At 51.1% G+C, this 14,079-nt stretch carries 10 protein-coding genes; 2 read left to right on the forward strand and 8 right to left on the reverse strand.

Going from position 1 to position 14,079, the window contains the following annotated elements; translation table 11 throughout:
- Positions 1-27: 27 nt before the first annotated feature.
- The 6 genes from dnaB to Pan161_RS10590 all read right to left on the reverse strand — a co-directional run bounded on the left by dnaB (position 28) and on the right by Pan161_RS10590 (position 4,721).
- Positions 28-1,461, reverse strand: coding sequence for a replicative DNA helicase (dnaB, locus tag Pan161_RS10565; protein WP_232103689.1), 1,434 nt, complete (start codon positions 1,459-1,461; stop codon positions 28-30).
- Positions 1,462-1,658: 197 nt separating this feature from the next.
- Positions 1,659-2,165: a 50S ribosomal protein L9 gene (rplI, locus tag Pan161_RS10570; protein ID WP_145226566.1), complete on the reverse strand. Its 507-nt coding sequence runs from the start codon at positions 2,163-2,165 to the stop codon at positions 1,659-1,661.
- Between the two features lie 89 nt (positions 2,166-2,254).
- Positions 2,255-2,749, reverse strand: coding sequence for a single-stranded DNA-binding protein (ssb, locus tag Pan161_RS10575; protein WP_145226568.1), 495 nt, complete (start codon positions 2,747-2,749; stop codon positions 2,255-2,257).
- Between the two features lie 175 nt (positions 2,750-2,924).
- Positions 2,925-3,341: a 30S ribosomal protein S6 gene (rpsF, locus tag Pan161_RS10580; RefSeq protein WP_145226570.1), complete on the reverse strand. Its 417-nt coding sequence runs from the start codon at positions 3,339-3,341 to the stop codon at positions 2,925-2,927.
- A gap of 127 nt (positions 3,342-3,468) precedes the next feature.
- Positions 3,469-4,038, reverse strand: coding sequence for an aminoacyl-tRNA hydrolase (gene pth / locus Pan161_RS10585; protein ID WP_145226573.1), 570 nt, complete (start codon positions 4,036-4,038; stop codon positions 3,469-3,471).
- Positions 4,039-4,094: 56 nt separating this feature from the next.
- A complete protein-coding gene (locus tag Pan161_RS10590; RefSeq protein WP_145226575.1) occupies positions 4,095-4,721 on the reverse strand; it encodes a 50S ribosomal protein L25 in 627 nt (208 codons plus the stop codon).
- Between the two features lie 681 nt (positions 4,722-5,402).
- Here Pan161_RS10590 and Pan161_RS10595 point away from each other — a divergent pair.
- Together Pan161_RS10595 and Pan161_RS10600 are read left to right on the forward strand one after the other, a co-directional pair.
- Positions 5,403-10,124, forward strand: a complete 4,722-nt coding sequence (locus tag Pan161_RS10595; RefSeq protein ID WP_145226577.1) for a PQQ-binding-like beta-propeller repeat protein — start codon at positions 5,403-5,405, stop codon at positions 10,122-10,124.
- 827 nt (positions 10,125-10,951) lie between these two features.
- Complete coding sequence (locus Pan161_RS10600) at positions 10,952-11,389, forward strand: hypothetical protein (RefSeq protein WP_145226579.1); 438 nt, start codon at positions 10,952-10,954, stop codon at positions 11,387-11,389.
- Between the two features lie 198 nt (positions 11,390-11,587).
- On the opposite strand, the gene argJ is transcribed toward Pan161_RS10600, so the two are convergent.
- A complete protein-coding gene (gene argJ / locus Pan161_RS10605; RefSeq protein WP_232103690.1) occupies positions 11,588-12,787 on the reverse strand; it encodes a bifunctional glutamate N-acetyltransferase/amino-acid acetyltransferase ArgJ in 1,200 nt (399 codons plus the stop codon).
- Positions 12,788-12,815: 28 nt separating this feature from the next.
- Complete coding sequence (gene argC / locus Pan161_RS10610; protein ID WP_145226581.1) at positions 12,816-13,829, reverse strand: N-acetyl-gamma-glutamyl-phosphate reductase; 1,014 nt, start codon at positions 13,827-13,829, stop codon at positions 12,816-12,818.
- Positions 13,830-14,079 lie beyond the last annotated feature (250 nt).

Here is a 14,079-nt window from a genome sequence, read left to right on the forward strand (position 1 = left end):
AAGTCACCAGAATCAAGCAGGCTGGGATTAACCGAAACCACCACCCCCGCTATCACCCATGTAGCCCCCTTCGGGAACATCCAGGTTTGCATAGTTGGCAAACCGCATCGACGATGCCATCCAGGTCAGGTTGATAATCCCGGTAGGACCACTACGGTGCTTGGCCACAATGACTTCCGCCAGGCCAGGGCTATCCTCCGGATCATACTTATCCGGGCGATGCAGAAACATGATCAGGTCGGCATCCTGTTCGATGGCACCACTCTCGCGCAGGTCAGCCAGTCGCGGACGCTTGTCATCACGCAGCTCGACACCACGGTTCAACTGGGCCAGCGCGATAACCGGTATATTCAATTCTTTACAGAGCCCTTTCAGGCGACGTGTGATCTGTGCAATCTGCTGCTCACGAGGCATCGTTTTGTCTTCGGGCTCAATCAGCTGCAGATAGTCAATGATGATCAGTCCCAGATTACTGAGTCGCTTCAAGCGCCGGCAGATCGCGCTGATTTCCTGAATCGTCCGTCCCGGCTTATCATCGATAAACAGAGGCATCTCACTGAGTTCCGAAGAGGCTTCAATCAGGCGGTGGCGTTCATCGTCTTCCAGATCGCCGGCACGCAATGAGTGACCATTCACGCCAGAACGAATACAGAGCAGACGTTCGGCTAACTCAAGCTTAGACTGTTCCAGACTGAAAACAATCGTTGCCGTCCCGCCTTCATCCGCGGCCGCTTCTGCGAAGTTACAGACCAGCGCGGTTTTTCCCATACTGGGTCGAGCCGCCAGGATAATCAACTCTGAAGGCTGAAAACCATTGATCTGGGTGTCCAGATCCAGAAAGCCCGAGGTCAGCCCGGTCAGCATGCCATCTTTTTGAGAGCGTTCATGAATCCGATCAAAGGCATCCATCAGGATGTCGCGAATCTCGATCTTATCCCCTTCTCCCTGTTGTTCCAGGATACTGAAGATACTCTGCTCGGCCTTATTCAACACGTCCAGCGTATCACCCTGCGGCGCATAACTTTCACGGATAATTTCCGTGCAGGAATGGATCAGCGTGCGTTGTACCGATTTATCTCGGACAATTTTCGCATAATACTCGGCGTGCGCCGCGTGGGGTACACTCTCCAGAATTTCATGCAGATACATCACCCCGCCAGATTCTTCCAGCTCTCCTTTGGAATCCAGCTCTTCAGCGATGGTCACCGCATCGATGCCGCGCACTCCGGCATCATGTAGGCGGAGAATCGCGGCAAAAATCCGGGTGTTTTTGTCACTGTAGAAGTGGTTGGCTTTGACAATCTGTACCAGATCATCGATCACCACGTTATCCAGGAGAATACCGCCAAGCACCGCTTTTTCCGCATCCAGGTTTTGCGGAGGAACCTTGCCGAACAACTCCTCGACAGACTCCTGCTTCGGGCGGCGAAAATTTCCTTTACCGGCGACTGACATTACCATCCCCTGGTTCTGTAGGCAATAAGAAGTGAGTTCTCTCTACAGTGCGCTGCTCAGATCAACGTGATGCCTCAGCAATTAGCAGATCAGTTCACACTGCAGGAGCAATCATATATAACAAAAAGAGGCCCGGCAATATACCGGACCTCTCTCTTATTCGTGAAACTCAGACTGGTAGATTTTCTCGTGTCTGACCAGGCTCAGCTTTTTTCTGCAGTCGGTACGACCCAGACTTTGACTTCGGTTTTCACCTTTTCATGCAGCTGCATTTTCACGGTGTACATCCCCAGCTCTTTCAGGGGACCTTCCAGGCGAATGCTGTCTGCTTCAATATCAAAGCCACCCTCTTTCAGAGACTTGCTGATATCGATGGCCACGATGGAACCGTAGAGATGCCCCTCTTCGTTAGCATTGGCTTCCATAGTCACACTGTGCTTACTCAATTTGTCAGCCAGATTCTTCAGAGACTTCAGGCGATCTTTTTCGAGTTCGGCCATCCGCTTCTGGTGCTGGACCACCATCCATTTATTATGATCAGTCGCAATTGTTGCCAGACCATAGGGCAGCAGGAAGTTACGGGCATAGCCAGGTTTGACCCGGACAATATCACCTTGCTCACCAAGGGTATCCACTTTTTCTGCCAGCAAAACTTCGATAGATGATTTGGTACTACCGACGACAGCGGAGCTACGTTGTTTACGAACCATTATCAGTCACTTCCGTAATTTTTTGTTTTATACAATCGTTTTAAAAATACTGTTACCTGCTGTGTCATTCACCAGCAACCGTGCCTTAATTAGAAGGGCACATCATCATCAGGAATCCCACCAGGAGTGTCATCATAAAATGAATCTGCCGGACTGGAACCGCCACCCTGCTGGGGAGCATTTCCCCGCGAGGCATATCCGCCACCCGATGGTGCACCACCGCCGCCACCGCCGCCGCCTGATTCACCTTTGCCGCCCAGCATGGTCATATTTTCGCCGACCACTTTGAGCTTGCTTCGCTTTTGTCCGGACTCTTTATCATCCCACTGATCCAGCTGCAGTCGGCCTTCAATCAGAACCGAACGCCCCTTGGTCAGATATTCGCTGGCGACTTCTGCAGTGCGTCCCCATAACGTCACGTCAATAAAGGTAGTTTCTTCCTTGCGGGAATTCGAGTTCTTGTCAAACCAGCTGCGATTCACCGCGAGACCAATTTCAGCGACCGCACTCCCACCCGGTGTATAGCGCACCTGTGGGTCGCGTGTTAAATTGCCTACCAGGATCACTTTATTAAAACTGGCCATAATTGGCCTCCCTGAGTTTGAATGTTATAAACGGGAACATTCCAGAAGAACGATTTCTGAATCATCAAACCGGCGATGAACTACTAAAGCACATCACATTTAACCATAGCGTTTCTCAATCCATGATACCAGGTCCCAATGCCCCTGGAGACGCTACAGCAAAACTGGACACAGTTTAGCCTTCGTCATCGTCGTCAATAGCATCATAACCTGCTTCATCCGAGTCAGAATCTCCCTTGGATTCTACCGCCACTGGTTCTGGAGCGGAGGTAGGATCGATAGCAGAGACCATCGCATCAAACAGTGTTTGAGGCTGCTTGATCACCATCTGGCGAATGACCATGTCGCTCAGGTGGCAGGCACGGGTAATCAGATCCATACCACTACCTGGCATCGTGAAGTACACGAGATAATGCAGGCCCTTCATGTGACCTTCGATCTCATAAGCCAGCTTTCCATCCTGCCAGGGACGGTGCGCCACAACTTCGGCACCAGCCTTTTCCAGGATTTCCATCAGATGAGCAACGGTCCCTTCATGATCAGCAGCAAATTTGCCACTGTCCAACAGGAACATTCCTTCGTAATTTACCATAACTGCTTTTTTTTCTGCTACAGACAAGACTTTTCTCCCGGAATAATTTGGCGTCGATGATTCAGCCAGATTGTTGATCCAATTCTCATTTATTTTTTATTACCGGTTCAACCAAACCGGGATCTGTTTACTCAGGCGCATTGACCTGGTTCATGGCCATTTCAAGTCCATCCTGAACCCAGCACTCAATCCCTCTGGCAGCATTGTCCACTGCCGTCGCGATCAGCTCGAATTCCTGTTTCCCCTGAAATCGGCCTAAGACATAATCCGCTGCTGAAAATCCGGCAGGAGGTCGTCCCACACCTACTCTCAGGCGTGGTACATCCTGAGTACCCAGCTTCTGGATAATATCCTGTAATCCTTTTTGCCCACCCGCTGAACCAGAACCCCGCAAACGGAGACGCCCGACAGGCAGATTCATATCGTCACAAACGACCATCACATCTGTTGCTGGCAGTTTGAAAAATTTCGCCACAGCGGCAATACTGCGACCACTTAAATTCATAAATGTTTGCGGGGCAACAAGTAACACCTTATCGCCGCCACAGGAAATCTCAGTGACTTCCGCCTCAAACTGGCTTCGTGACCCAGGTGCTCCATGCCACTCTGCCAATTGATTCAACACTTCAAACCCGACATTGTGACGCGTTCGTTCGTATTTCTTACCGGGATTCCCCAGTCCTACGACCACTTTCACAGCGACACCCGCCAGATATTCAAATATTTAACCGATTCTGATCACACCCGGTGATCTTACTCTTCCGACGCTTCTGCTGTTTCTGTTTCTTCAACTTCCGTTTCTTCTGCTGGCTCTGCTTCCTCAGCACCGTGAGACAGCACATGCACCACTACGAGATCTGGTTCATTATGAATCTTGCAGCCACGAGGCACTTCAATATCACGCACATGAATCGCGTCGCCAATTTCCAGAGCATTGATTTTCACGGAAATGTAGTCCGGAATACTGTGGGCCAGGCAGTCCAGTTCCAGAGCGTGAAGTGGCTGCTCCAGGATTCCGCCATCGGTCGCTCCGGGAGATGTGCCCCGCAGACGCACGGGAACTTCCAGAGTCACTCGTTCCGAAGCGTTAATCCGGATCAGGTCAACATGCAGAATTTGTGTTCCAAATGTATCCCACTGCAGATCCCGCAGCATGGTTTCTTCAACTTTACCATCAACGTCGATCTCAAACACACGTTCGCGGTTCTTGACCAGATCCTGCAGTTCGCGTTCATCCACGCTCAGATGGGCAGGATCCTGACCGTGGCCGTAAACCACTGCCGGAATCCGACCAGCACGGCGAATATGTCGACTTTCGATCGAGCCTAATTTTTCACGCTTCGTAGCACTGATTTTCTGCAATACAAAATCGTCTGACATTTCCCAACATTCCTCGAGGAGTGATACGACAACTGACGTCGCTCCACTCTTCCATTAAAGACTTTTGAATCTATCACCTGACACTATGTCATTAAATACTGTTGATGGTCAACCAGTGCCCCACATCATCAGTGCTCACTGAAGTGTCCCACTCTAATCAAATCGTTTCCATTCATTCGCAACCGACAAAATGATCCAGAGACGCATTAATCGAATTGGGCACAGGCTAAAGTCAGACAGTAAAGGCAGTTCCGTCTGAAAAGCACATATAGTCCAAGGGCAATCCCAGCGATTCCACCCGCCTGAGCGGCTGGTACTTCACCAGTTTGCTATAGTTGAAGCGTGCAAAAATAACTTCCCGCGCACAAATCTGCAACCGATTCCCCCCTCTATCTTGCTTGAAAGTTCCAAGACACGCTGTTTTTTTTGATTTCCCCAAGTCGATTCTCTCTGTCCGGATCAGCCAGACTTTCCTTCTCACAGAAAAAGTGTACGCAAAAACAGGCACCGGTTCAACCAGCTCCCCCCGACTGATAGCACTGAACCCAATGATTCCAACAGACCGCAATTCCACCAGTTTACGTATTGGCTCCAGCAAAACAGGCTGTAGAATAGTATTGAGAGTGACTCAAATGTTCTGGCATCAATATAGTCCTGCCAGACAACCATAAGGCTGAGTGGATGAATTCGACCAGAATAAACCAAACTAACGTTTTTATCGTGATAACCTGCCTGCTACTGCTCCCTGTCTCCGGGCTTTCCGCTGATGAACCGGAAGAAAAACAGGACCCCTTCCAACCCAATGCACAGAAACAGGCGCCCGCACAGAATCAGAATGCACTCAACCCCCTGAAGAAAATCATCCAGGGCTGGTTTGGCAAACCCAAACCAGCACAACAGGCAAACAAACCGGCACAAACGAAAACCCCTGACTATTACCGTTTTCCCCAGGACCTGGAACAGGAACGCCGTTTCAAAAGCGTGCAGCAGTTAATTGAAGGAGAAAACTGGGAGGCGGCTCGTGAAAAACTGCAACTAATGCTGGAAAACAGCCTGAATCTTCCGGTTCATATCAATGGCGCGCGGGAACTGATTACCGACCGTGAACTGATTTATGAACTTCTGGATCTCCTCCCGGAAGAAGAACAGGAAAAATTCACACGCCAGTATGAAGCACTGGCCAGCAAACTTCTCACAGATGCCCTGCAGAATAATGCCGCTCCGGAGACTTACGCTGAAATTGCCACCCGGTTCGCCAGCACTCAGGCCGGCTTTGATTCAATGAACTTCCTGACCTCGTATCATCTCGAGCGCGGAGAATTTGGCCTGGCTGCACAATATCTGCAACGCCTGCTGAAAATGCATGCCCCGATTACCAGGTCACGACAGTGGAAGACAAAAGCAGCCTATATCTTTAAACAGACGGGAAATGAAGAGCTTGTCGCTGAACTGTTCCAGCAGAATGACGAGTCTGACGGTCTCAATCAGTCCATCAAGATTGGTGGTGCCGACGAAAGCCCACTGAAGTGGTTGCAGAAACAGGAAATCCTACAGACGAAAGCAAACCGGATGCTGACGGAGTGGCCGATGCTGTTCGGCTCACCCAATCATGCTGCCCGGGCCCAGGCTGCCGATCCGTTACTGATCCCCCGCTGGTCCTATCCTCTCACATCGAATCATTCCATACAGACCCAGTTGCAACTGATCCAGGAAGATCTCAGCAGTGCCCGACATGCCACCATTCCCGCTTTGCCTCCACTGGCAATTGATGGAAAAGTCATCTTCCGTACTCTTAAAGGAGTGCAGGTACTCGATTCCCGCACGGGAACTCCTCTCTGGGAAGCGACGCTGGAGAACTCACCGGAAACGGCCTATATCAATGCCCAGCTCAAGAGCAGCAACACCCCACAAGCCCGAGGCCTGTTTGATGCGGAACAGGAACAACAGGCATTCTCACCTTATAATGGAACAGACCCCGATTCCCACGCTCTCACAAGCCTGCTGTTTAGAAATGCCAACTGGGGCAGCCAGAGCAGCGACGGAAAACACCTGTTCGTATTGGAGAGCATGCGGCTGAATCTGGGTCGTTCCGGCTCGGCACGAAATTTCAACCGCCTGCGACAGCGGGGTGGATTTGAAGCAGACTTCTGGTCCAGCAATCAGTTGGTTGCCTACGATCTGAAAACCGGTCAAACCAAATGGAAAGTGGGCGGCACCCGCTTTGAAGAACCATTCGACCTGCCTCTGGCGGGAACCTTTTTCTTCGGTGCTCCTACACCTGCTGAAAATGAACTCTACATTATCGGAGAACGGGACCGGGAAATCCGCGTCTACGCCCTGGATCCGGAAACGGGCGCGGAACGCTGGTCGCAACAGATCGGCAACCCCGATCAGGATATTGAACTCGACATGATCCGCCGCTGGTGGATCGCGCCCGTCGCGATCGATCAGGGAGTGATTATCTGCCCGACGACGATTGGCCTCTTAACCGCCATCGATCGTCTGAATCATTCGATTCTCTGGTCAACCAGATACGAACCGGTCAGTGCCAGCAACAACAACCAGCAGTTCAGTCACATCAACCAGACTTCCCGGGAACCCCTGAATCAGCGCTGGTGTCCTTCTGCCCCTGTCATCAGCGGAAATAAGGTGGTCTATACGCCCCAGGATGATGAAACGCTGGTCTGCCTCGATCTGATTACAGGTTCTCCCTGCTGGACGCGCCGCGCCAAAGAAAGCTCACTCTACCTGGCGGGAGTTGTTGATAATCTGATTCTGCTGGTTGGCTTAAATGGCGTCCATGCGGTTTCACTGACGAATGGAAAAACGGTCTGGAATAAATCCTTTGATAAAGACGCCGGCCTTCCGTCGGGTCAGGCAGTCATCGCCGATCACCGTCTGCACGTTCCTTTACAGAGTGGGCAGATCTGGACCTTTGACGTCAAGTCGGGCCTGGTACTGAATAAACTTTTCAGTCCCGACGCCAGACAGTCATTGGGTAACCTGATCATCTACCAGGGTCAGTTTTTGTCACTCAGCGCGGCAGGACTTGCCAGTTTCGAACAGAAACAGACCTTCGAAGCAGAAATCAAACACCTGAAACAAGAGAACGCCAGTGACCCGCTGGTACTCTTTAAAGAGTCTGAACTGTTAATGATGAGCCATCTCTACACACAGGCTCTGACGAAACTGCAGGGGATCGACCCCGCAAAGCTTTCTGTCAAAGATCAAGCTCAATATCAGGCAATGATGATCGACTGCCTGACTTCTATTATTCGCTCTGATTTCAAGCTACATGATGAACTGGTCCAACGCCTGGAACAACAGGTCGCTTCGAAAAAAGAACGCATTGAACTGCAAAGACTGCTGGTGGAACGTGCCCGGGCCCGCAAAGAGTTTTCCACAGCTCTGAAATTTCTGTTTGAACTCGCGACTGCACCGGCAGACTCCTTCATCAAAACAGGTGGTACCGAAACGCAAATTGACTGCTGGATCTCCGGACAGGCCGGCGATCTCTGGCAACAGGCCACTCCCGCGCAACAGGCACAGTTTACGCAGCAGATCAGCGAGCGTGCGCGGATGATTCTGATGAAAGATACCGAAACCAGAGTACGCTTTCTGCAGCAGTTCGGTTTCCTTGACGCCTCACTACCGGTGCTGCGACTGCAAATCAGGAACGCAATGCAATCGGAGCGGTTCTTTGAAGCAGAACTCTGGTTGACCAGATTGATGAAACTGAAGTCGCCTCAGTATACGGCTGAAGCGTTGGCCGGGATGGTCCAACTCTGTGTAAAATTCAACCTGCCGGACGACGCTGCTTTTTACCTGAATCAACTTTCACAGTACGACCCCGGCCTGATTGTGGCAGAGAATCTGACCGTGGCACAATTTCAGGATCAGTATCATCAGAACCTGCAGACGAACAATCAGAAACCATTACCGGGAAACTGGCGGCCTCGCAACCTGAAACTTATTGTAGGAGGTTCGTCGCGATATTATTCCTCGGGAGAAAACACGCTGGATACCAGTGGCTCCAACCTGCCGTTCTTCCGGTCCCTGATACTGACAGTCAACCCCAAAGAAAATCGTCTGACGATGAAACAGTCTGCGGGAAATCAGCTGATGTGGTCAACTCCGCTACGATCGACCATGCAGGCCCGCTCATCCAGCTTTAATGAAAGTGATGTGGTCGGGCATAATCTGATTCTGCAGCATCGAGATATGCTGCACTTCTTTGACCTTGTCGACCACAGACTGATCTGGAGTCAGAAGCTGGAAAAGGAACAGACAAACCGCTATCACTCCAGTTCCTATCGTCTGACCCCGGCTCAACTGGGAAATGAATCGACCCTCGTGCATCGACACCACCCTTCCATCGCCATCCGCAAAATAGGGATGATTGCCGCTGCCAATGCTGACTACACCTGCTACTACAGCCGTCGGCAGATCATCCTCATTGATACCCGTACCGGGAAAGTTCGCTGGACCCATGAGAATGTCGATAAAGAAACCCGCGTACTGGGTGACGATCGCATGATCTATCTGGTCACCCGGGATCGTGTGACCAAAAAAATTCTGCGTGTCAGTGATGGCCAGCCGATCGAAATCGGGAAAACCGGGCAATACCTTGAAAATGCCATCTATCAAGGCGAGTCTGCATTTGTCGCCATCTCGTCAGCAGAGGACACAAAACTGCCAGGCCTGACCGCCGGCGTCAGCTCCCTCTTCAGTTTTCATCCCCAGTCCAGAGAATTCAACTGGAAGCTTGATTTTCCACGCGATTCTCAGTTCGGACTCTTCAGCCACCACTACCTGTCAGTATTAAGCCCTAAGGGACAGTTATCAATTATTGACCTCAAAACGGGGAAACGCTCTGAACTGGAAGGCATCCCACGCGCAGAACTCAAAGATCGTCAGAATTTCTATCTCGTTGCAGATCAGAATCAGATTTATTTCGCGGCCCACTCGCCTTCGCACAATTCCATTTCGGTCAATATCCCCTCGATCCCCATCAACGGGATGCTTTATACTTTCAATCGCCAGACGGGGAAACGACTCTGGAACCAGGAAATTGACAAACAACACCTGGTCCTCGACCAGCAGAATCTGCTGCCAGTCATCCTGCTGGTCTCCCGAGATTACAAACGCATGGGAAATCGCTCTACCAGCATCATTCATCTCCACGCGGTCGACAAACAGACGGGCGACAGCCTGCTCTCCTGGAATGCACCCATCGACTCCAATATCAGAGATCTGAATGTCGATTATGGTCAGAAAATGGTGGAAATCCTGACTTATAATGCAAGAATTCGTCTGTACGATGCCGATGAACTGGCAATCCGCGAACAAAAACAGGCAGCGTCTCTGCCCCCCGTTGAAAAGCAGCCGGCTGAAAAGAATTAAAATTACTACTTGCGAAATAAGACTCATAAAAATATAATGAGAGAGTTTCGCACTGGTACTTCTGTCAAACTGAAGAAAGCGTCCATGTTCCGTTTCTTAGTTCTGATTCTAATTGCTTGCCTGGTTTTGCCAGCCGCCCCCGTTTCGGGTTGCGAGTGCAGCCAGAAACAGGACAGACAGGCTGAAAACTGTTGCTGTAGCAAATCAGCCCCTGATGAGAAGGGCCAGGTGAAATCCTGCTGCTGTCGGACTTCCGACAAAACGGAAAAAGAGTCTGGGTCGAATCACAAACAGACCCAATGCCAGAAACCGAATTGTCACTGTCAGCAGACTTTTTCACAGACCGCAGCAACCGTCTCTGTAAAATCAATCGAGTTAGCGCAGCAATTACGCAGTCAATTCGAAACCATCGATCTGACTTCTCAGCTCACTCACTCTGTTCGCCCTGCCGCTTCACGCAATTTTGAGCGGCATCCTCCTGAAATTGCTTACTCCTCAGGGGAATTTTGCGCGCACTTCTGCCTCTGGTTAATCTAGTCTCATATCAGACCTGGAATGACACGTTGGCCGAAATGGTCCGCACGCTCGCTAGCGTGCTCGCCTGACATTGACCAACTGTCCATACAGGATTGATGAATCACTGGTTTTCATTCAAAACCAGTTTGACCCGCGCCGTTCTCAAGCAGAAGACACTCTGGTCTGACTCTTGCGCTGTCCCCTGTCGAATCTGATTTCTGCAGCGGAAAACCGGAACGGATCTTAATTTCGTATATGTACTGTCAAATTTCGTAACAATGACACACTTTTTAATTTTCAAGGAGAAACCCATGCGTCAAGTATTATCAATCGCTGCCTTAGTAGCAGTCGCTGCATTTGTTGGTCAGAGCTTTGCTGCTGAAGAAGGTAAAGCAGTCTGCCCCGTGGCCGGTAAGCCAGCCAACCCGGCACAGACAGTCGACTACAAAGGTGGCAAAGTCAGCCTCTGCTGTGGCAAATGCAAAGCCGCTTTCACAGCTAACCCTAAAAAGTTCGCTGCCAAAGCCAACATGCAGCTGGTTGCAACCAAACAGGCCAAACAGGTCAACTGCCCCTTCGCCGGCAAACCAGTGAATCCTGCTCAGTCAGTGACTGTTGCTGGTACAGAAGTGAAATTCTGCTGCGGTAACTGCAAAGGCAAAGCAGCGAAAGCAGAAGGCGATGCACAGATCAAACTGATCTTCAATGACAAAGCCTTCGAAAAAGGATTCAAAGTTACTGAGAAGTAATACGTGTCCTCATAGCAAGTCGCATCTCGAAACCTGTCGGAATGAGAGATGCGACTGTAGACACCGCTGCTAACCAGCAGGCTGAATCGAGTTTTTCCTCAGCATCCCCAATTGCGGGCCAGCATGCTGAGGGTAATACAGGAGCGGGAGTTTTCTTGAAAACTCCCGCTCTTTTTTGTTCGAATGATACCGGTCTGATCAGGTAGTATATTCCGAGTTCAGCCGCACATATTCCTGCGTCAGATCGCTGGTCCAGAACACAACCGTCTCCTCTCCAAATGGTAGTTGAATCTGAATGAGTACATCCCGATTCTGCTGAATCCCATCCGAGATTGCCTGCTCGTTATATTCAGCAGGCCTCCCTTCCGTATAAATCAGTGTTCCGTTGATATGCAGTACAATGTCCCGCTCATTCAGCTTCACACTGGTCCGTCCGGTGGCTGAAACAATCCGCCCCCAGTTGGGATCGGAGCCGGCAATCGCTGTTTTCACCAGCGCGTCATTGGCAATCGTGCGGGCAATTTCCATTGCGTCTGCTCGCTCTGCTGCCCCGGAAACTTCAATCGTCACGAAATGGTCGGCCCCTTCCGCATCCCGGATAATCGCCTGTCCCAGTTCCATCGCGACTTCATCCAGCGCGGTCTGTAACTGCCCCAGTTCCGCCTCCGATAACGCTTCTGCTCCCGAGGCACCATTGGCCAGCAGAAACACGGTATCACTGGTACTGGTATGTCCTTCTACAGAAACACAGTTGAAACTGCGATCGACGGCATGCCTTAACATTTGATCGGTTTGAGCCGCATCGAGGGGCGCATCTGTCATGATCACCGATAACATGGTCGCCATATTGGGGGCAATCATCGCTGCCCCTTTCGCGACACCGCTCACCCGGATTTCCTGTCCGCCGACATTCACAACACGCATTGCCTGCTTGGGAACCGTATCGGTCGTCATCATTCCTCGCGCCGCATTCAGAAAGGCTTCTGAATCCGCCCCCAGTTGTTCGATCGCTGCCGGTATTCCGGCTTCAATTGGAGTACGAGGCAGAAAGCGTCCAATGATCCCCGTCGAACAGACCAGCACGTCTTCCGCAGCAACAGCCAAACCGTCGGCCACCAGGCCGGTCATCCATTTTGCATCTTCAATTCCCCGCTCCCCGGTACAGGCATTCGCATTGCCTGAGTTGATCACAACCGCGCGCAGCGAATCGCCGGGCACCCGTTCGCGGGAAACTTTCACCGGGGCACCGCACACCTGATTTTTCGTAAACACGCCCGCTCCGGCACAAGGCACATCTGAGACAAACAGTGATAAATCAAAGGTCGTTTTTTTTTCTTTGATACCACAGGCCAGGCCGGCGGAACGAAATCCCTGGGGTAAAATCATGTCAGCAGTCAACTGCTTCTCCTCAGCGTAATAAATAGTTTCAGACGATCAGGCCCGTTGTTTCCGGGTAACCGGCCATCAGATTGAAATTCTGGACGGCAACACCGGCTGCCCCCTTGATCAAATTATCGATGGCTGAGAACACAATCAATTGATCGCCGGCAAATTGCACCGAAATATCACAGTAATTGGTACCCGAAACATTCTTCGTCGCCGGGATCGCATCAATAATTCGGACGAACGACTTGCCTTCATAAAAAGACCGATAGACGTCCAGCAGTTCTTCGCGGCTGGCGGGTTTCGTCAGACGGGGATACATGGTCGCCAGTATCCCCCGGTTCATCGGCGTCAGGTGAGGCGTGAACGTCACCTTCACTTCTTCCCCGCCAACGGTGGTCAGTACTTCTTCAATCTCCGGCGTATGGCGATGGGTGCCAACTCCATACGCGGTGATACTTTCATTGCATTCGGGATAGAGAGTTCCCAGCTTCGGATTCCGGCCGGCACCACTCACACCACTCTTGGCGTCAATAATAATCCCCGTCGGCTCAATCAGGCCGGCGGCCATCAACGGCGCCAGCCCCAGAATCGCCGTGCTTGTATAACAGCCAGGGTTGGCAATCAGATCGGCGTCCGGTATTCTGTCCGCCCACAGCTCGGGCAGGCCATACACGGTACTTCCCAGTCGCGTGGGATCGATGTGCACATGATGATACCATTTTTCATAGACGGCAGGATCACTCAACCGGTAGTCAGCACTCAGATCCACCACCCGGCAGCCTTCTGCCAGCAGGTCCGGAATGACTTCCATGCTGGCCACATGCGGCAGTGCACAGAATACGAAATCGGAACGTTCGGCAATCTCGGCTGGCGCCAGTGCCTCACAGCACAGATCCAGGCGTCCCGTCAAACAGGGATGGATCTCGCTGATATGCGGCGACTCTTCGGAACGAGAGGTCAATGCCACGATTTCAACATCTGGATTTCGCAGCAGAATTTTGATGAGTTCCAGAGCCGCATAACCGGTGGCTCCCATGATGGCAACTTTTGTCATTATTTCCTGATCCGACTAAATTTCTCTGCAGAGCCGTCATCTGATCGACTTCTGCTAATTAAAAGATTCAAAACGTACATTCTAAGCCCGATTACGATGACGACAAGGAACTGCTCAGAAAGGATTGCCCGCTTTATCCAGATTCTGTTCTGCCAACACTGGTAAAGCTTTAGACACGGAAAAAGAATTCAGCTCAATCTGCTGAGCTGATTCACAGCATCCGAACGCGTCATCACCCTGATTTTATAAT

The sequence above is a fragment of the Gimesia algae genome (assembly GCF_007746795.1).
In the GTDB taxonomy this organism is placed as follows: domain Bacteria; phylum Planctomycetota; class Planctomycetia; order Planctomycetales; family Planctomycetaceae; genus Gimesia; species Gimesia algae.

Coding starts and splice junctions, on each gene's coding strand:
- Pan161_RS10600 (WP_145226579.1), top strand. CDS start 10,952: ATGCGTCAAGTATTATCAATCGCTGCCTTAGTAGCAGTCGCTGCATTT.
- Pan161_RS10595 (WP_145226577.1), top strand. CDS start 5,403: ATGAATTCGACCAGAATAAACCAAACTAACGTTTTTATCGTGATAACC.
- argC (WP_145226581.1), bottom strand. CDS start 13,829: ATGACAAAAGTTGCCATCATGGGAGCCACCGGTTATGCGGCTCTGGAA.
- Pan161_RS10590 (WP_145226575.1), bottom strand. CDS start 4,721: ATGTCAGACGATTTTGTATTGCAGAAAATCAGTGCTACGAAGCGTGAA.
- rplI (WP_145226566.1), bottom strand. CDS start 2,165: ATGGTTCGTAAACAACGTAGCTCCGCTGTCGTCGGTAGTACCAAATCA.
- dnaB (WP_232103689.1), bottom strand. CDS start 1,461: ATGGTAATGTCAGTCGCCGGTAAAGGAAATTTTCGCCGCCCGAAGCAG.
- rpsF (WP_145226570.1), bottom strand. CDS start 3,341: ATGGTAAATTACGAAGGAATGTTCCTGTTGGACAGTGGCAAATTTGCT.
- ssb (WP_145226568.1), bottom strand. CDS start 2,749: ATGGCCAGTTTTAATAAAGTGATCCTGGTAGGCAATTTAACACGCGAC.